This window comes from Limimaricola variabilis (genome assembly GCF_034371605.1).
Taxonomy (GTDB): domain Bacteria; phylum Pseudomonadota; class Alphaproteobacteria; order Rhodobacterales; family Rhodobacteraceae; genus Limimaricola; species Limimaricola variabilis.
In genome coordinates this window covers 1,570,234-1,588,909 of record NZ_CP139691.1, presented here as the reverse complement: position 1 = coordinate 1,588,909, position 18,676 = coordinate 1,570,234, and the positions used below count along the sequence as shown (strand labels likewise).

At 68.0% G+C, this 18,676-nt stretch carries 15 protein-coding genes; 7 read left to right on the top strand and 8 right to left on the bottom strand.

The features are described from left to right. The first annotated feature begins 30 nt into the window (after positions 1-30). A complete protein-coding gene (locus T8T21_RS07795; protein ID WP_322335154.1) occupies positions 31-684 on the top strand; it encodes an HAD-IA family hydrolase in 654 nt (217 codons plus the stop codon). On the opposite strand, the gene T8T21_RS07790 is transcribed toward T8T21_RS07795, so the two are convergent. From T8T21_RS07790 to T8T21_RS07770, 5 genes are all read right to left on the bottom strand, one after another. Continuing rightward, positions 674-2,221 (bottom strand): Ppx/GppA family phosphatase, encoded by a 1,548-nt coding sequence (locus T8T21_RS07790; RefSeq protein WP_322337439.1) that lies wholly within the window; start codon positions 2,219-2,221, stop codon positions 674-676. The two genes, T8T21_RS07795 and T8T21_RS07790, sit on opposite strands and share 11 nt — an antisense overlap. 143 nt (positions 2,222-2,364) lie before the next feature. Next, entirely contained in the window at positions 2,365-3,129 is a 765-nt protein-coding gene (locus T8T21_RS07785) for a hypothetical protein (protein ID WP_322337438.1), read from the bottom strand. A 6-nt stretch (positions 3,130-3,135) separates the two neighbouring features. Then, positions 3,136-5,304, bottom strand: coding sequence for an RNA degradosome polyphosphate kinase (locus tag T8T21_RS07780; protein ID WP_322337437.1), 2,169 nt, complete (start codon positions 5,302-5,304; stop codon positions 3,136-3,138). 85 nt (positions 5,305-5,389) lie between these two features. Beyond that, positions 5,390-6,049, bottom strand: coding sequence for a P-loop NTPase family protein (locus tag T8T21_RS07775; RefSeq protein WP_322337436.1), 660 nt, complete (start codon positions 6,047-6,049; stop codon positions 5,390-5,392). Further along, entirely contained in the window at positions 6,034-7,179 is a 1,146-nt protein-coding gene (locus T8T21_RS07770) for an AI-2E family transporter (protein WP_322337435.1), read from the bottom strand. The genes T8T21_RS07775 and T8T21_RS07770 overlap by 16 nt, the downstream gene beginning before the upstream one ends. A 175-nt stretch (positions 7,180-7,354) precedes the next feature. Between T8T21_RS07770 and proS the strand changes: the two genes are divergently transcribed. Continuing rightward, positions 7,355-8,692, top strand: a complete 1,338-nt coding sequence (gene proS / locus T8T21_RS07765; protein ID WP_183471856.1) for a proline--tRNA ligase — start codon at positions 7,355-7,357, stop codon at positions 8,690-8,692. Positions 8,693-8,695: 3 nt separating this feature from the next. Here the strand turns inward: proS and T8T21_RS07760 are convergent, their stop codons facing one another. Beyond that, positions 8,696-9,673, bottom strand: a complete 978-nt coding sequence (locus T8T21_RS07760) for an NAD(P)-dependent alcohol dehydrogenase (protein WP_322337434.1) — start codon at positions 9,671-9,673, stop codon at positions 8,696-8,698. Positions 9,674-9,854: 181 nt separating this feature from the next. Here T8T21_RS07760 and T8T21_RS07755 point away from each other — a divergent pair, with 181 nt between their 5' ends. The 3 genes from T8T21_RS07755 to T8T21_RS07745 all read left to right on the top strand — a co-directional run bounded on the left by T8T21_RS07755 (position 9,855) and on the right by T8T21_RS07745 (position 12,715). Next, entirely contained in the window at positions 9,855-11,141 is a 1,287-nt protein-coding gene (locus T8T21_RS07755; protein ID WP_322337433.1) for a lipoprotein-releasing ABC transporter permease subunit, read from the top strand. After that, positions 11,134-11,811 (top strand): ABC transporter ATP-binding protein, encoded by a 678-nt coding sequence (locus tag T8T21_RS07750; RefSeq protein WP_322337432.1) that lies wholly within the window; start codon positions 11,134-11,136, stop codon positions 11,809-11,811. The genes T8T21_RS07755 and T8T21_RS07750 overlap by 8 nt, the downstream gene beginning before the upstream one ends. A 154-nt stretch (positions 11,812-11,965) precedes the next feature. Continuing rightward, a complete protein-coding gene (locus tag T8T21_RS07745) occupies positions 11,966-12,715 on the top strand; it encodes a hypothetical protein (RefSeq protein WP_322337431.1) in 750 nt (249 codons plus the stop codon). 154 nt (positions 12,716-12,869) lie between these two features. On the opposite strand, the gene parE is transcribed toward T8T21_RS07745, so the two are convergent. Both parE and T8T21_RS07735 read right to left on the bottom strand, forming a co-directional pair. Next, entirely contained in the window at positions 12,870-14,825 is a 1,956-nt protein-coding gene (gene parE / locus T8T21_RS07740; RefSeq protein WP_322337430.1) for a DNA topoisomerase IV subunit B, read from the bottom strand. Between the two features lie 135 nt (positions 14,826-14,960). Beyond that, complete coding sequence (locus T8T21_RS07735) at positions 14,961-16,244, bottom strand: alpha/beta hydrolase family protein (protein ID WP_322337429.1); 1,284 nt, start codon at positions 16,242-16,244, stop codon at positions 14,961-14,963. Positions 16,245-16,316: 72 nt separating this feature from the next. Here T8T21_RS07735 and T8T21_RS07730 point away from each other — a divergent pair, with 72 nt between their 5' ends. Further along, a complete protein-coding gene (locus tag T8T21_RS07730) occupies positions 16,317-17,207 on the top strand; it encodes an NAD-dependent epimerase/dehydratase family protein (protein WP_322337428.1) in 891 nt (296 codons plus the stop codon). Between the two features lie 69 nt (positions 17,208-17,276). Further along, positions 17,277-18,668 carry an MATE family efflux transporter gene (locus T8T21_RS07725; RefSeq protein ID WP_322337427.1) on the top strand — a complete coding sequence of 464 codons (1,392 nt, stop codon included), beginning with the start codon at positions 17,277-17,279 and terminating at the stop codon, positions 18,666-18,668. Positions 18,669-18,676 lie beyond the last annotated feature (8 nt).

Sequence of the window (18,676 nt, the reverse complement as noted above, 5' to 3'; positions counted from 1 at the left end):
ACCTGATTTCATGACCAACGGGACCGACGCATGACGCAGACCGGAGGCGGCGCGTGCGCCGCGGTATTCGACCTCGACGGCACGCTGATCGACAGCGCGCCCGACATTGCCGACGCGGTGAACCGGACCTTCGTTGCACACGGGCTCGACGCGACCGACGAAGCCGTCGTGACCGGTCTGATCGGCAATGGCGCGCGGCAGCTGGTCGCGGATCTGCTGACCCACCAATGCATTCCCGCAGCGCCCTCCGACATTGCCATCCTGACCGAGGCCTATGTGGCCGCCTATGCCGAGCAACCGGTGTCACGGACCACCATCTACCCGCATGTGGCCGAGGACCTCGCCGAGCTGAAGCGGGCGGGCTGGCGGCTGGGGCTATGTACCAACAAGCCGCAGGCGCTGACGCTGGCGGTGCTGGAGAGGCTGGGGCTGGCGCCGCTCTTCGACGCGGTGCGCGGCGCCGATGTCGTGCCCGCCCGCAAGCCAGATCCCGGCCATCTGCGGGCGGTGATCGAGGCGCTGGGCGTCGACCGGGCGATCTATGTCGGCGATACCGAGGTCGACGAGGCGACGGCGCTCGCGGCGGGAATGCCGTTTCGGGGGGTGGCCTGGGCCGCACCGGGGCGGCTTTCGGTGGCCGCGTCGACGCGGCTCACCCGGCTTGCCGACCTGCTCAATCCCTGATCCGCACCTCGCCGGTGGCGTCGAGCGCGGCGACCAGCGACTTGAACCGCTGCTCGGCCACCTCTCCGAAGAGCGATTTCGCGCGCGGGTCCAGATCGAGCGTCAGCGTACGGTCGACGGCGTTCCAGGCGAGGTTGCCGGGCACCGTCTCGGCCCCGAGCCACATCATCGCCCCCAGCCGCATCGCGCGGCCCAGCACCTCGGCCTCGCGCTGGTCCTCGTCGGAGACCAGCGTGAACATCTGCTCGTAGCGCACGCCCTCGCGCTTGTTGGAATAGCGGTGCATCAGCGCCAGGCCGAGGAAGACCCGCTCGGAATGCTTGAGGCCGCCGAGATTGGCGCGCGTCGCGTTGTCGAAGCAGACCTGCGGGCGGTAGTCGGGATGCGCGCGCCAGCTGACGTCGTGCAGCAGGCAGGCGGCCTTGATGATCCGCTTGCGCTGCCAGTCGGCATGCGGAAACAGCGGCCGGACGAAGTCGAACAGGATCGGCCCGAAACCCGGCATCCGCGCGTCCTTGGCCTCGGCGAAGCGGCAGGCCTCGATCAGCGGGTCGCGGTCGCGCAGGGCAGGGGGCATCTGCTCGTAGAGCATGCCTTCGCGGATACCATAGGACGAAATGGTGATGTCCTTGGGCTGGAACACCTGCACCAGCTGGTCGAGCACCCGGATCGCCAGCGGCACCAGCGCCATCCGGTCGGAGGATATGCCGGCCCGGCTGCGCAGGTCGGAGGGGTCCTCCTGCTCGATATATTTGCGCGTCTCGGCGACGGCCTCGGTGGTCATCCGGTATTCGTGCAGAACTGTGAGCGGGTAGTCGCGCCGGGTCATGTCGCAGCGCGCGATCGCCCGCCAGGAACCGCCGACGAGGAACAGCCGCATGCCCGTCTCGCCGTCCATCTGCTCGTGGATCTGCTCGATCGTGGACTTGATGTAGGCGTCGAGACCTTTCTCGCCGCCCTTGACCTCCTTGAGCTTCAGGGGGCCCAGCGCCGAGGTGAGACGGCGGCCGACCTTGCCCTCGGCGATGTCCGCCAGCTCCATCGAGGAGCCGCCGATGTCGCAGACCATGCCGTAGGAGCCGGGCCAGCCCAGAAGCACGCCCTGCGCCGAAAGCCGGGCCTCTTCCTCGCCGGTGATGACATGCATCTCGATCCCGGTTTCGCGCAGCACCTCCTCGCGGAACTCGGGCCCGTCCTCGGCCTCGCGAACGGCGGCGGTGGCCACGGCGGTGAGCGGCGTGATGTTCATCCCCTCGGCGAGGGTGGCAAAGCGCTTGAGCGCCTTCAGCGCCCGCTCGCGCCCCTTGGGCGAGAGGCGGCCGGTCTCGGACAAGCCCTCGCCCAGCGCGCACATGATCTTTTCGTTGTAGAAATAGGCCGGGGAACGGGCGGCACCGTCGAACACCACGAGCCGGACCGAGTTCGAGCCGATATCGACCACGCCCACGCGGCTCAGTGCACGGCTCTCGGGATCGTTGAAAAGCGGCCGGCCGAAAGGCCCCCAGTCGCCGCGATGCGCGTCGCCTTGATCGTTCATGAAGCCCCCATGATCCTGCCGCAGCATGTGGCCCGGCCCTTCACGGAGTCAACGCTCCGCCTCGGTGGCGGTCTTAGCGGCTGGAGCGCGCAGGGCAAACAGGAAATGAACCGCGCCTTGATCGGATTGGGAAAAACCCCGTTTCAGGCCTCCAGCGCGGCGGCAACGCCCTCTCCCAATGCGATCTCCACACCTTCCGCGCGAGCGAGATCCAACTCCCGGGCGACGAGCTGCCTTTCGGCGTCGGGATCGTGCACGCCGGTCCGGGCAACCCAGTCTCGCGCCCCCTGCGCCCCGGCACCGGCGGCGTTGTATCCGGGCGCATAGCCGGTGCGAAAGAAGGTGAAGCCCGCCAGCGACAGCCCTGCGGGGCGGGCGGCGAGCATGGTCAGGATCGCCACCGCGCCGCTGGTCGGAAAAGCCGGGGCGAGCGCGGCGCACCATTGGGCATAGAGATCGGGATCGGGCATCCGCAATGCGATGCCGAGGCCGTCGAGGCGGCGGCGCGCCCGGGGCAGGTCGCTGGTGATCCGGCCGGGGCCGGCATGCGGGAAGAGCACGGTCGACAGCCCCTGCGCGCGCATTATCTCCGGATCGAGACGCCCGGCGGAGCGGGCACCGCTTTCCTTGAGATTGTGCACCAGCATGTCCGTGCGCCGCCCCAGCACGCCCTGCGCCGCCTGCGCCATGGCCAAGCCGTTGTTGATCCGCACCACGAGGTCATGGTCATCCGGATCGAGCGCACCGAGCTCGTCGGCCGCGGTGTCGGCGGGGCCGATCACCACCACCCGCGCGCGGCGCAGCGCCGCCATGTCGAGCCGCAGCGACGCGTCGTCCCGCACCGCGGCGAATTGCGCGGCCCGCCTGCGGTCGAGGCGGCGACGGTTCCAGTCCGAGAGCAGGCTCATGCGGGGTCAGTCATGCGCATGGGTGAGTTGCGGCACGTCGCCCGCGCCCGCCGTGCCGCGTCCCGACAGCGAGGGGTTTTCCATGAAGAAGCGGTGGCAGGAAAAGGCGCGCCCATCCTCGGGCCAGTCGGCGCGGCCGAAGCGGCCATCTGGCCCCATGACCCAGCTCTGCGCCACATCGGCGAGGTTGGCGGCCATGATCTGGTCGGTGATCTGCGCCTTTACGGTCGCGTTGGTGATCTCGACCAGCGTCTCGACCCGGCGGCTCAGGTTGCGACCCATCCAGTCGGCCGAGGAGATGAACACCCGCGCCTTCTTGGAGGGCAGGCCGCGCCCATTGCCGAAGCAGACGATCCGGCTGTGCTCGAGGAAGCGGCCGACGATCGACTTCACCCGGATGTTCTCGGACAGGCCCGCAACGCCGGGCCGCAGCCCGCAGATGCCGCGGATCACCAGCGAGATCTTCACCCCCGCCCGGCTGGCCTCGTAGAGCGCGTCGATCACCTCGGCCTCGACGAGCGAGTTCATCTTGGCCCAGATCTCGGCGGGGCGACCGGCGCGGGCATGCTCGGCCTCGGCCTCGATCATCTCCAGGAGTCGCGTCTTCAGCGAGATCGGCGAAATGGCGAGGTTCTCGAGGCCGAGCGGCTCAGCCGAGCCGCCGATGTAGTTGAACACCTTGGTGGCGTCGCGGCCCAGCGCCGCGTCGCAGGTGAAGAAGGACAGGTCGGTATAGATCCGTGCGGTGATCGGGTGGTAGTTGCCGGTCCCGAAATGCGTGTAGGTGACGAGGCTGTCGCCTTCGCGCCGGACCACCGTGCTGATCTTGGCGTGGGTCTTGTACTGCGTGAAGCCGTAGACGACATGCGCGCCAGCGCGCTCCAGCCTACGGCTCTGGCGTATGTTGGCGGCCTCGTCGAAGCGGGCCTTCAGCTCGACCAGCGCGGTCACCGACTTGCCCTCCTCGGCCGCCTCGCACAGCGCTTCTACGATCGGCGAATTGCGTGAGGTCCGGTAGAGCGTCTGCTTGATCGCCACCACGTCGGGATCGGTCGCCGCCTGCTGCAGGAAGCGGTTGACCATGTCGAAGGTCTCGTAGGGGTGGTGGAGCAGCATGTCCTTCTGGCGGATCGCCGCGAACATGTCGCCGTCGTGATCCTGCACCCGTTCGGGCACGCGCGGTGTGAAGGGCGGCCAGAGCAGGTCCGGGCGGCTATCGGTGACCAGCTCCTTGAGATTGCCGATACCGATCAGCCCCTCGACCTCGACCACCTCGGCGTCGCGAATGTGCAGCTCCTCCATGATGGTGGCCTTGAGCGCGGACGGTGCCCCGGCCGAGAGCTTCATCCGCACCACCTCGCCGCGACGCCGCCGCTTGAGCGCGACCTCGAACTCGCGCACGAGATCCTCGGCCTCCTCCTCGACCTCGAGATCGCTGTCGCGCAGCACCCGGAAGGTGCAGTGCCCCTTCATCTTGTAGCCGGGAAAGAGCTGGTCGAGGTTCAGCAGCAGCAGCTCCTCGAGCGGCAGATATCGCTGCCCCTCCTCGGAGGGCAGCGGCACGAAGCGGTCGATCTGCGCCGGGACCGGCAGCAGCGCGCGCAGCGGCTTCTTGTCCGACACCCGTTCCAGAGCGAGCGCCAGCGCCAGTCCCTCGTTGGGGATGAAGGGGAAGGGATGCGCCGGGTCGATGGCCAGCGGCGACAGCACCGGGAAGACCCGGTTGAGGAAGGCGTCGGCGAGAAAGGCGCGATCGGCCTTGGTGATGTCCTCGCGGGTCAGGATGGCGATCCCCTCGCGCGCCATCTCGTCACATAGCGCCTTGAAGATCTCCTGCTGGCGCGCCATCAGCGCCCGCGCCTCGCTGTCGATCTGCCGCAGCTGTTCGGCCGGGGTCAGCCCGTCCATCGCCGGCGTGGCGTTGCCCGTCTGCGCCAGCTCTCGCAGGCCGGCGACGCGGACGGTGTAGAATTCATCGAGATTGGTGGCCGAAATCGACAGGAAGCGCAGCCGCTCCAGCAGGGGCACGCGCGGGTTCTCGGCCTCCTCCAGCACCCGGAAGTTGAAGCCGAGCCAGCTGAGCTCACGGTTGACGAACCGCGCCGGGCCGGTGAGGTCGGCGTCGAGCGAAACCGGCTCGGCGAAACCGGCGGCGAGGAAATCGGCCTGTGTCATAGGAGCTGTCTGGCGCATCTCGGCAACATTGGTGTGACGGAGCCTCAGTATCGCGCCCGCATGTCGGGATTGTCCAGCGGGGGCCTCAGCCGGCGTCCAGCGCCCGGCGGGCAAGCGCCCGGCTCACCGGCCGCCCTTCGGCCAGCGCCATTCGGTCGAGCCGGGCGACGACGGTGGCGGCGGCGGCGAAGCTGCGCTCGATCCGGGTGGCGAGATAGGGGATGACACCGGCCATTGGCACCAGCTGCCGGTCGGCGAAATGCTTGGCGAGCACCGCGCCCAGCAGCCGGTCGTCGGGATCGGCGATCCGGGCCACCGCCGTGGCCTGCAGCCGGGAGGCCAGATCGGGGAGCCGGATGTCGAGCCGCGCCGGCGGCCGATCGGCGGTGAGCAGCAGCCGTCCGCCCGATGCCGCAAGGCGGTTGTGCAAGTGGAACAGCGTCGCCTCGGCGGCGGGTGCGAGGCGCTGGACATCCTCGACCACGATGGCGGCGCCGGGGCCGGGCAGTGGCAGGCTCGGCCCGAGATCCCGCGCCGGCAGGATCATCGCGTCCGTCTCCGCCTGCCAGAGCCGGGCGAGGTGGCTCTTGCCCGATCCGCGCGGACCGATCAGCGCCAGCTTGCCCTCGGGCCAGACCATGGCGGTGACCATGTCATGCGCGGCGCGGTTGGCCTCCGAGAGGATGTAGTCCTCGGGCCCCAGCGATACCGCGTGCGGCAGATCGAGGCTCAGTTGCCACGCCATGCGCCCTCCGGCGAGGCCGTGCCGGCGTCCTGCGCTGCGCCGGGCGCGATGGTTTCAGACGCCCCCGGCGGCGGCGTCGGGTCGCTGCCACGATAGAGCGCACTGTGCTGGTAGCGGTCGATCGCGAAGCGGGCGAACACGCCGAGGCTCGCCGCGATCGGTACCGCCGCCAGCATGCCGACGAAGCCGAACAAGGCTCCGAACACCGCCAGCGCGAACAGCAGCCAGACCGGGTGCAGGCCAACCGAGGAACCGACGAGCCGCGGCGTCAGGATGTTGCCCTCTATCATCTGGCCGGTGACGAAGATCCCCGCCACCGCGCCGATCCAGATCCAGTCTCCCCAGAACTGGAACAGCGCGAGTCCGATCGCCAGCACGCCGCCGACCAGCGCGCCGACATAGGGGATGAAGGTGACGAGACCCGCCAGCGCGCCGATGACGAGGCCGAAATTCAGCCCCACCAACGCCAGGGCCACCGCGTAGTAGGTGCCGAGGATCAGGCAGACGAGTCCTTGGCCGCGCACGAAGGAGGCCAACGTGCGATCGACCTCGCGCGCGAGCTGACGGATGGTCGGCGCATGCTCGCGCGGCAGAAGCTCGTCGATCCGCGCCACCATCCGGTCCCAGTCGACCAGCAGATAGACCGCCACCACCGGTACCACCACGAACAGCACCAGCAGGTTAATGACCCCCATGGCCGAGGAGAGCAGGCCGTTGATGATCTCGCCGCCGCGCGCCTGCACCGCCGCGCCGATCGCGTCGAGCTGGCCGCGGATGGTCGAGCTTTCGTCCATCAGGTCTGGAAAGCGCAGTGCCAGCCAATCGCGCAGCCCCGAGAACAGCTCGGGCGCGGTCTGCACCAGCTGGCTGGTCTGGCGGATCAGCGTGGGGATCAGCAGCAGCACGGCCGCGGCGAAGACCAGCACTGCGCCCAGAGCGATCACCGCCACCGCCCAGCTCCGGCTCAGCCCCAGCCGTTCCAGCCTATCGGCCACCGGATCGAGCAGATAGGCCAGCGCCCCCCCCAAGAGGAAGGGCAGGATCACGTCGCCCAAGAGCCACAGCAGCACGAAGGTGACGGCGGCGATCACCGCCCAGATGCGTGCCTGTTGCTGGATCGGAAGTGCCACGGTGGGGGCTCCTTGGGGTAGTGTCCCACCTATCTCGCCGCCGGGGGGCGGGCGCGCAAGCCTTTTGGGCCGTGCCGGAACGCCGGGGCAGGGGCGGGACTGCGCTTGTCAGGTGCCCGGCTCTGCCCTAGAGGGGGATTCGTCCGCCCGGCTCTCTAGACATAGGAATTCCTCGATGCGCCTGACCCGCTATTTCCTGCCCGTGCTCAAGGAAACCCCGGCCGAGGCGCAGATCGTCAGTCACCGCTACATGCTGCGCGCGGGGCTGATCAAGCAGGCTGGCGCCGGCATCTATTCCTGGCTGCCGCTGGGGCTGCGGGTGCTGCGCAACATCGAACGGATCGTCGACGAGGAACAGCAGAAGGCCGGGCACATCCCGCTCTTGATGCCGACGCTGCAGCAGGCAGATCTGTGGCGCGAAAGCGGGCGCTACGAGGCCTATGGCGAAGAGATGCTGCGTATCAAGGACCGTCAGGGCCGCGAGATGCTCTATGGCCCGACCAACGAGGAGATGATCACCGACATCTTCCGCAGCTATGTCTCGTCCTATCGCGACCTGCCCAAGACGCTCTACCACATCCAGTGGAAATTCCGCGACGAGATGCGTCCCCGTTTCGGCGTGATGCGCGGCCGCGAGTTCCTGATGAAGGACGGTTACAATTTCGACGTCGACCGCGAGAGCGCGCTGGAGGCTTATGACCGCCACATGGTGAGCTACCTGCGCACCTATGAGCGGATGGGTCTCAAGGCGATCCCGATGCGCGCCGATTCCGGCCCGATCGGCGGTGAGAACACTCACGAGTTCCTCGTGCTGGCGGAGACTGGCGAGAGCGAGGTGTTCTACGACAGCGCGATCCTCGATCTCGAATTGGCCGACCGCATGGTCAATTACGAAGATCCCGCCCAGCTCAAGGAGATCGTCTCCGAGTGGACCACGCCCTATGCGCGGACCGACGAGACCCATGACCCGGCGCTGTTCAACGAGGTCCCCGAGGAGCGTCGCCGTTCCTCGCGCGGCATCGAGGTCGGCCAGATCTTCTATTTCGGCACCAAGTATTCCGAAGCGATGGGCGCGACCGTGACCAATGCCGAGGGCAAGCGCGTGCCGGTGGAGATGGGCAGCCACGGCATCGGCGTCAGCCGTCTCGTCGGCGCGATCATCGAGGCCAGCCACGACGAGAAGGGAATCATCTGGCCCGAGGGGGTAACGCCGTTCCATGTCGGCATCGTCAACCTGCGTCAGGGCGACGCCGAGACCGACGCCGCCTGTGCCGGCATCTATGCGGGTCTGCGGACGCTGGGTCTCGATCCGCTCTATGACGACCGCGACGAGCGGGCGGGGGCGAAGTTCGCCACCATGGACCTGATCGGCCTGCCCTGGCGGATCACCGTCGGGCCCAAGGGGCTCAAGAACGGGGTTGTGGAGCTGGTCTCGCGCCGCACCGGCGAGAGCGAGGAGCTGCCGCCCGAGCAGGCGGTGGAGAAGATCGCCCGGATCTACGCCTATCTCTGAGGCCTAGGCCTCGTCGGGCAAAAGCACCACGGCGCCGCGCTTGCGGCGCGTGGCGACCCGATCATAGGCGGCGGCGATCTCCGACAGCCGGTAGCGGCTGTCGATCACCGCGCGCAGGTCGCCCGCCTCGACGAGCCGGGCGATCTCTTCCATGTCGGCGCGGCTTTCATTCGCCATGCCGCTCCGGGCGCGGCGGCCGCCCCGACCCGCGAAACGGGCGGCGATTTCGGTGCCGAGACCGGCATAAACCAGCAGCAGCCGCCCGCGCCGCCGCAGGGCCCGCATCCGCCGCTTGAGCGGCGCGGCGCCGACCGTGTCGAAGATCACGTCGAAGCGGTTCTCCTCGGCGAAGGGGTCTTCTTCGTCATGCGCGATCACCTCGCGCGCCCCCAGATCGCGCACCAGATCCGAATTGGCGGCCGAACAGACCGCGGTCACATGCGCGCCAATGGCCCGGCCGATCTGCACCGCCGCCGCGCCGACCTCGCCCGAAGCGCCGACCACGCAGAGCCGGTGCTTGGCCTTGAGCCGCCCCTTGTCGCGCAGGAACTGCAGCGCCGTGGTCGCGCCGAAGGGCAGCGCGGCGGCCTGGCTATGGATCAGCACATGCGGCTTGTGGACCACCGCCCCCTCTGCGGCGATCACCACCGCCTCGGCATGGGCGCCCAGCTTCATCCCGGTCGAGCCGAACACCTCGTCGCCCGGCCCGAAGCGGGTGACGTCCTTGCCCACCGCCTCGACCACCCCGGAGAAGGCGGAGCCCAGCACCGGCTGGCGCGGCCCGGTCCAGCCCATGGCGGCGCGCAGCACCAGCCCGTAGCCCGCCGGCACGGTCAGCGAGCGGATGCGCCAGTCGCCGGCGCTCACCGTGCTGGCGCAAAGCCCGACGCGGATCTCGCCCGGCCCTGGCTCGGGCAGGGGGCGTTCGACGATCTCAAGATGCTCGGTCCCGCCATAGGCGCGGCAGATCACGGCGCGCATCGGCGCTTCTCCTCCAACTGCGGCCATGGGCGCGCCCGGCGCGCATGACATCCCCGCAACTAGCTGGCCCGCGCGCGACGCCTGCGTCAAGCGCCGACACCGTGGCGTGAGCGGGCATGGCTGCGGCTTGACCATGACCGCGCGCCCCCCCAAGGTCCGCGCGCATTTGACAGGACTTCGCATGGCCAACCGCACCGCACCGTTTTCCGCCTTCGAGTGGATGATCGCCTGGCGCTACATCCGCGCCCGCCGCGCCGAGGGCGGGGTCAGCGTCATGACCTGGATCAGCCTCGTCGGGGTGACGCTCGCTGTCTTCGCGTTGATCGCGACGCTGGCGGTGCGGGCGGGCTTCCGCGAGGAGTTCATCGACACGATTCTCGGCGCCAACGCCCATGTCACCGTCTACCAGGACAGCGTCATCCCCAATACCGACATCACCCGCCGGGTGATCGAGGATTACGACGGCCTGTCCGAGCGGCTGATGCAGATCGACGGCGTCACCCGCGCCGCGCCGGTGGTGCGCGGACAGGTGATGGCGAGTTTCGGCAATAGCAATGCCGGTGTCGAGGTCTACGGCCTCTCGGCGAAGGACCTGTCGAGCCTGCCGCGCATCGCCGATCCCGAAACCGGGGTCGGCGACATCGCCCGCTACGGGGAGGGGATCGCGCTGGGCTCGGGCGTGGCGCGCGAGCTGGGGGTCGGGATCGGCGACAAGGTCCGGCTGATCTCGCCCAACGGCGCGCAGACCCCGATGGGGCAGAGCCCCCGCGTTTCGGCCTATGAGGTCACCTACATCTTCACCGCCGGGCGCTACGACATCGATCGCACTCGGGCCTATCTGCCCTTGGCCGAGGCCCAGCTGTTCTTCAACCGCGACAACGTGGTCGACGAGATCGAGGTGATGGTCGAGGACCCCGACAACGTGCAGGAGCTGCTGCCCGAGATCCTCGAGGCGGCGGGTCCGACCGCCTTCCTGTGGACTTGGCGCGACAGCGCGGGCGCCTTTCTGCGCGCGCTCACCGTCGAGGACAACGTGATGTTCGTGATCCTCTCGATCCTGGTGCTGATCGCGAGCATGAACATCATCTCGGGGCTGATCATGCTGGTGAAGAACAAGGGCCGCGACATCGGCATCCTGCGCACCATGGGCCTCACCGAGGGCTCGGTGCTGCGGGTGTTCTTCATCTGCGGTGCCGGGATCGGCACGCTGGGCACGATCCTCGGCGTGGTCCTCGGCTGCGCCTTCGCGATCTGGATCGACCCGATCTTCTCGGCGGTAAACTACTTCTCCGGCGGCGGCGTCTGGGACCCGTCGATCCGCGGCATCTACGCGCTGCCCGCCAAGCTGGAGCTGGGCGACGTGTTGTCGGCCGTGGCCCTGTCGCTGACCCTGTCCTGGGTTGTCACCCTCTTTCCCGCCCGCCGCGCGGCGCGGATGAACCCGGTCGAGGCGCTGCGCTATGAATGACCCGATCCTGAAACTCACCGGCCTGACCAAGACCTACAACAAGGGCAAGCCTTCGGAGGTGCAGGTGCTGCGCGGCGCGGAGCTGTCGCTGCACCCCGGCGAGGTCGTAGCCCTCGTCGCGCCCTCGGGCGCGGGCAAGTCGACGCTGCTGCATATCGCCGGGCTGCTGGACACGCCCGATACGGGGCATGTCGAGATCGCCGGCCAGGAGATGACCGCGCTCTCGGATCGCCGCCGCACCCAGGCCCGCCGCGCCGATGTCGGCTTCATCTACCAGTTCCACCACCTGCTGCCCGAGTTTACGGCGCTCGAGAACATCGTGCTACCGCAGCTGGCCGCCGGTGTCTCCCGCCGGGAGGCCGAAGAGCGGGCGCGTGGGTTGCTGGCGCAGGTCGGTGTCGAGCAGCGCGCCGATCACCGCCCGGCGGCGCTGTCGGGCGGCGAGCAGCAGCGCGTGGCCTTCTGCCGGGCGCTGGCCAACGCACCGCGGCTCCTGCTGGCCGACGAGCCCACCGGCAACCTCGATCCCGACACGTCCGACAGGGTGTTCGACGCGCTGATGGCGCTGGTGCGCGGCACGGGGCTCTCGGCGCTGATCGCGACGCACAACCTTGAGCTGGCGAGCCGGATGGATCGGGTCGTGCGGATGGATCACGGGGTGGTGGCGTAACAGTTTAACCTCTAGGCGCGGTGATCGTCTTTGGGTTGCATAATTGCACTAGTAAACTACCTAAAAGTGCATTTCTGATTGTCTTCGTATCCCCGGGGTGATGAGTGCGCCTCGGGAGCCTGCTTTTTCTGGGCACCCGGATACGGAGAAAATAATGTTCAATAAGATTGCAGGTTTCCTGGCTGCCGGCTTGGCGATGGGTGCAGGTGCAGCTTCTGCTGAGCTGCGCAGTGCCGAGGTCGGTTTGACGTCCACGGGTACCAGCGGGGATAGCGGTGATATCGGAACCGCGACCCTTTTCGGCAACGTCGACCTAGCCTTCGGTCCCGATTTCGGGGTTCAGGCAGCGGTTCGTTCGTTCCATTCCGAAGACCAAAACTCGTCTGCGACGGCGGATGGTTCGTCGATCGTTGCATTCGGCTACCGGGATATCGGCTTTGGTCGCCTGGGTTTCGTGCTCGGTCGTGCCGAAATGGCTGGCATCGAGCAGGGTGCAAACCTCTACGGTGTCGGCTTCCAAGTAGGCAACTCGGGCGACAGCCTTCATTCGAGCCACCTGCTGGCGGTCATCGACATCGATGATATCTCGGATGAGACCGCCATCGTTTCGTCGTTTTCGGTGGCGTCCGCCGTCAGCGAGCGCGTCGCCATCACCGGTGGGCTCGACTACACCTATGTCGAGGTGTTCGGCTACGATTGGGATACCTTCACCTACGACGTCGGTGTGGAATTCTACGCGACGCCCCGCGTTCAGCTGAGCGCGACACTGGGCGGCTCCTATGCCGACGACGGCTTCGCCAGCGCCAGCGACGCGGAAGCGATGCTGGGCGTGAGCTATCTCTTTGGGAACGAGGTCGGCCCGCGCCGTCAGCGTAACCTGACCGCGGCGAACTTCGGCCTCTAAGCTTTCGCCATCAAGAGGGGCATGACCCTTCCTTCGGCGCGGCGGGGACCGCCGCCCGTGTTTGCACCCCGCCACCCCTGCCGCCAACGGGCCCGGTCCCAGACCGGCCCTTGCGCGATGCAGGGGTGGTATCGCTCGCGGAGCAAACCTCCGATTAGACGTCCAGCTCTTCCACGAAGCGGGCGTTTTCCTGGATGTACTGGAACCGCAACTCCGGCTTCTTGCCCATCAACCGCTCGACCAGATCCGCCGTCTCGCCCGGCTCCTCGTCGTTGATCGACACCCGGATCAGCTTGCGCGAGGCGGGATCCATGGTCGTTTCCTTGAGGTCCTTGGCATCCATCTCGCCCAGACCCTTGAAGCGCTGCACGTCGATCTTGCCCTTGCCGCCGAGGCCCTTGGCCATCATCCGCTCCTTCTCCGCGTCGTCGGAGACGTAGAGACGCCTGGCGCCTTGGGTCAGCCGGTAGAGCGGCGGGCAGGCGAGGTAGAGATGGCCGTGGTCGATCATCGGCCGCATCTGGCTGAAGAAGAAGGTCATCAGGAGCGCCGCGATATGCGCGCCGTCGACATCGGCGTCGGTCATGATGATGACCTTCTCGTACCGCAGGTCGTCGACGTTGAACTTGGTGCCCAGGCCCACGCCCAGCGCCTGCGTCAGATCGTTGATCTCCTGGTTCGAGCCGAGCTTCGACGAGGCCGCGCCCAGCACGTTGAGGATCTTGCCCCGCAGCGGCAGCAGCGCCTGCGTTTTGCGATCGCGCGCCATCTTGGCCGAGCCGCCCGCGGAGTCGCCCTCGACGATGAAGAGTTCGGTCCCCTCGCGCGTGTTGGTCGAGCAGTCGACCAGCTTGCCCGGAAGCCGCAGCTTCTTGGTGGCGGATTTGCGGGCCGTCTCCTTCTCCTGCTTGCGCCGGAGCCGTTCCTCGGCGCGCAGCACGAGGAAATCGAGGATCGCGCCCGCCGATTTGGTATCGGAGGCCAGCCAGTTGTCGAAGTGGTCGCGCACCGAATTCTCGACGAGGCGCTGCGCCTCGGTGGTGGCGAGGCGGTCCTTGGTCTGGCCGACGAATTCCGGCTCGCGGATGAAGCACGAGACCAGCGCGCAGCCGCCCGTGGTCAGGTCCTCGCGGGTGATCTGGCTGGCCTTCTTGTTGTTGACCAGTTCGCCATAGGCCCGGATGCCCTTGAGGATCGCGGCCCAGAAGCCCGCCTCATGCGTGCCGCCCTCGGGCGTGGGCACCGTGTTGCAGTAGGACTGGGTGAAGCCGTCGCGCGAGGGCGTCCAGTTCACCGCCCATTCGACCTTGCCGGGCACGTTGAACTTCTCGCGGAACTCGACCGTGCCGGCGAAGGGCTTGTCGGCATAGGTCGAGGATTTGCCCAGCGTCTCGGCGAGGTAGTCGGCAAGGCCGCCGGGGAAGTGGAAGGTCGCCTCGCGCGGCGTCTCGCCGTCGTCAATCTCGGTCTTCCAGCGGATCTCGACGCCCGAGAAAAGATAGGCCTTGGACCGCACCATCTTCAGCAGCCGCGCCGGCTTGAAACGGTGGTGGCCGAAGATCTCCTCGTCGGCATGGAAGGTGACGGTTGTGCCGCGCCGGTTCGGGGCGGCGCCGATCTTGGCCACCGGCCCCTGCGGCACGCCACGCGAGAAGCTCTGCTCGTAGAGCTCGCGGTTGCGCGCGACCTGCACGACCATCGAATCCGACAGCGCGTTCACGACCGACGCGCCGACGCCATGCAGACCGCCGGAGGTCTGGTAGGCCTTGCCCGAGAACTTGCCGCCGGCGTGCAGCGTGCAGAGGATGACCTCCAGCGCGGATTTGCCGGGAAACTTGGGGTGCGGGTCGATCGGGATGCCGCGGCCGTTGTCGCGGATCACCACGGAGTAGTCGGCCAGAAGCTCGACCTCGATCCGGTTGGCGTGGCCCGCGACGGCCTCGTCCATGGAGTTGTCGAGCACCTCGGCGACGAGGTGGTGCAGCGCGCGCTCATCCGTGCCGCCGATATACATGCCGGGCCGCTTGCGGACCGGCTCCAGCCCCTCGAGGACTTCGATGGAAGAGGCGTCGTAGGCGGGCTCGGCGCCGGAGAGGAGATCGTCGGGCATGGGCACTGCTCTTGTTCTGGGGTGCCGGCCATATAACCCGGAGGTGGGGGCAGGGGCAACGCCATGCTTGGCGCGGGCGTTCTTATTTTGTGCCGGGTGCTGGGTCCGGGGCCGCGCGGGCGGCCCCGGCGCGGGTCACTCGCCCGCCACGCGGGTCTCGAAGCGCAGGCCCTTGGCGGTGCGGTTCGGGAAACCGGCCCAGTAGTTGTCGGCCGCGTTCGGCGTGCCGTCTTCGGCCCGGTCCCAAACCGCATCGGCGCTGTCCGGCACGAGGTCAAGATAGTCGGCCTTGGCCGCGTCACCCTTGAGATGCAGGTCGAGGAAGGCGGTGACGAAGTGCTGGGTGACGTTGTTCATCCGCACCGTGTCCCAGACCGGATCGGCGTAATGGTCGAAGGGGGCGTAGCCCAGGCTCTCGGAAACGGTCCAGCTTTCCTCCGGCGCGGGCATCGGCGCGGCGGCGTTGTGGTTGGCGTCGTCGAAGGTCAGCAGGTGCCGCTCGGTGCCGGTGGTCTCCTCGAAGATCGAACGGATCGCGTCGTAGCCGGACACGTCATCCACCCCGCCCGCGATCAGCATCAGAGGCTTGTCGATGGCTGACAGCCCTTCGGCATCCCAGGCGTCGCGGTTGCGGCCCCAAGGCCCGATCGCCACCACCGCCTTGACCCGCGCGTCGGGCAGATCGGCCATGGTCTCGGCGCCATGCGCGTTGATCTCCAGAAGATCCTGCGGCGGGGCGTAGCGCGAGATGCGGAAATCTTCGGTCAGCCCGGCGCCGGAGAAGATCAGCGCGCCGTAGCCGCCCATCGAGTAGCCGATGACCGCCGCCGTGTCGCCGTCGGTGATCGCGCCGATGCCGTCCTCCAGCTCGGCCATGCGCTCCAGCACGAAGGCCTGATCGCGGGGGCGGTTCACCAGCGTCGAGCCGAAGGCCCCCATGTCGTCATAGGTCGAATCCGGGTGGTCGACCGAGGCCACGACATAGCCCTTGGTGGCGAGGTTCTCGGCGAGATGGCTCATCAGGAACCGGTTACCCGGATAGCCGTGCGAGACGAGGACGAGCGGATATTCGCCCTCCATCGCCGGTTCGGCATCGCGCGCAGCACGGCCCGCAAGCTGCACCTCGGTCACGCCGTCGCGCAGCAGCGCCGTGTAGCTGCCGCCCGGCTCGGTGCCCTCGGCGGCCGGGTACCAGACCTCGACGGTGATCTCGCGGTCGTAGTCTTCGACGCCATCCTCGGTGGCGCGGGCCACGTCCGGCACGCTTTCGCGGGTGAAGGTCATGGTGGTGACGCCGACGACATGCGCGCCATGCGCGGCCAGCTCGGGAGCGTCGGGGCGGATGCGGTCGATCCGGTTTTCCGCCATCGCGGGTGCGGCCAGCAGCGCCGCCGAAGCGGCCAGCAGGAACTTGGTCATTCTCTCTCCTCCGGGTTGCGCCGGGATGGGGCCACACTATGACAAGCGGTACAAGACGCGAGGGAGGACACCATGCGCATCCTGTTCACCGGCGGCGCGGGCAAGGCCGGCCGCCATGCGATCCCCTATCTGCTGGAGCGCGGCCACCGCGTCACCAATCTGGATCTCGTGCCGCTCGATCATCCGGGCGTCGACAACCTGATCTGCGACCTCACCGATGCCGGGCAGGTCTTCAACGCGGCCCATGCCTATGCCGGCTTCGACGAGCTCGAGCCGGGGACGGGCGTGCCGCGCTACGACGCGATCGTGCATTTCGCCGCCGTACCGCGGATCCTGCTCAAGCCCGACAACGAGACCTACCGCGTCAACGTGATGAGCACCTACAACGTGCTGGACGCGGCGGCGAAGTTCGGCATCCGCAAGGTGATCTTCGCCTCGTCCGAGACGACCTACGGCGTCTGTTTCCACGATGGTGAGGTCAAGCCCGCCTACCTGCCGGTCGACGAGGGGCACCCGACCGTGCCGCAGGACAGTTACGCCATGTCCAAGGTCGTCAACGAGGCGACGGCGAAGAGCTTCCAAGCGCGCACCGGCTTCGACATCTACGGGCTGCGGATCAACAACGTGATCGAGCCGCATGAATACGCGGAGCAATTCCCGGCCTACATGGCCGACCCCGCGCTCAGGCGGCGCAACATCTTCGCCTATATCGACGCGCGCGATCTCGGGCAGATGGTGGATCGCTGCCTCGCCACCGACGGGCTCGGCTACGAGGTGTTCAACGTCGCGAATGACGATCTGTCGGTCGGGTTGAGCAACGCGGAGGTCCGCGCGCAATTCTACGAGGGGGTCGAGCTGCGGCGCGAGATGGGGCTGCAGGAGAGCTTCTATTCCAACGAGAAGGCCAAGCGGATGCTGGGTTTTGCACCCGTGCATGGCTGGCGCGGGACGCTCGGGGGCTGAGCCCGCCCCGACGTCAGGGGTACAATCGCGAACTGGACGCGGGCGGGACGGGCGGCGTAGGAAATTTGCATGACGCAGGCAGTTATTTCTCCCGAGCAGCCCTTCGAGGCGCGGACCCGCGGCCAGCATGCGCGCAAGCTGTTCACGCTGGCGCTGCCGCTGATCGGCTCGAACCTCGCGCAGATGGCGATGAACGTCACCGACACGGTGATGCTGGGCTGGTACGACGTGACGGCCCTGGCGGCGGCGACGATCGCGACCTCGCTCTATTTCCTGCTCTATATCGTCGGCTCCGGCTTTGCCTGGGCGGTGATGCCGGTGGTCGCCGCGGCGGCCGAGGCCGGCGACAGCGTGCTGGTGCGGCGCGTGACCCGCATGGGGATCTGGATCGGCCTGATCTATGCCGCGATCTTGGTGCCACCGTTGATGTGGGCCGAGACGATGCTGCTGGCGCTGGGCCAGGAGCCCGAGGTGGCACGGGCCGGCGAAGCCTATCTGCGGATCGCTGGCTGGGCGATGGTGCCGGGCCTGGTGGCGATGGTCATGCGGTCCTTCCTTTCGGCGCTCGAACACACCTCGGTGCTGCTGTGGTCGACGCTCTTGATGGCGGTATGCAACGCGGTGCTGAACTACGCCCTGATCTTCGGCAATTGGGGTGCGCCTGAGCTGGGCATCCAAGGCGCGGCGATCGCCTCGCTGTCGATGGCGATCCTGCAGGCGGTCATCCTCGTGGTCTATGCGCTGCGGCGGCTGCCGCAATACGACCTGATGCGGCGGATCTGGCGGCCCGATCTCGAGGTGCTGGGCCGGGTGGTCCGGCTTGGCGTGCCGATCGGCCTGACCAGCCTCGCCGAGGGCGGGCTCTTCGTCGCCACCGGCATCATGATCGGCTGGATCGGGGCGGTGCCGCTCGCCGCGCATGGCATCGCGCTGCAGATCACTTCGGTCGCCTTCATGGTCCAGGTCGGCCTGAGCCAGTCCGCCACCGTGCGCGCGGGCCGGGCGCTGGGCCGGCGCGACGAGACGGCGCTGCGGCTGATCGGCCAGTCCGGCATGGTGCTGTCGACCGTCTCGGCGGGGCTGGTCGGCCTGGTCTTCGTCTTGATCCCCGAAATCTTCGTCGCGGCTTTCGTCGACCCGGGCGACCCTGCGCGCGACGCGGTGGTCGCGACCGGTGTGACGCTGTTGATGCTGGCGGCGCTGTTCCAGGTGGTCGATGCGCTGCAGGTGATGGCGCTGGGGCTGCTGAGGGGCGTGCAGGATACCGGCGTGCCGATGGTGATGGCGGCGATCAGCTACTGGGTGATCGGCATGCCGGTGGGCTATCTGCTGGGCTTTCCGCTCGGTCTCGGCGCGGCGGGGGTCTGGCTCGGGCTGGTGACCGGGCTGGGGCTGGCGGCGGCGCTGCTGCTGTGGCGGTTCTGGTCGCGCTCGGCGCGCATCATGGATCAGGAACCCTGACGCCGCCC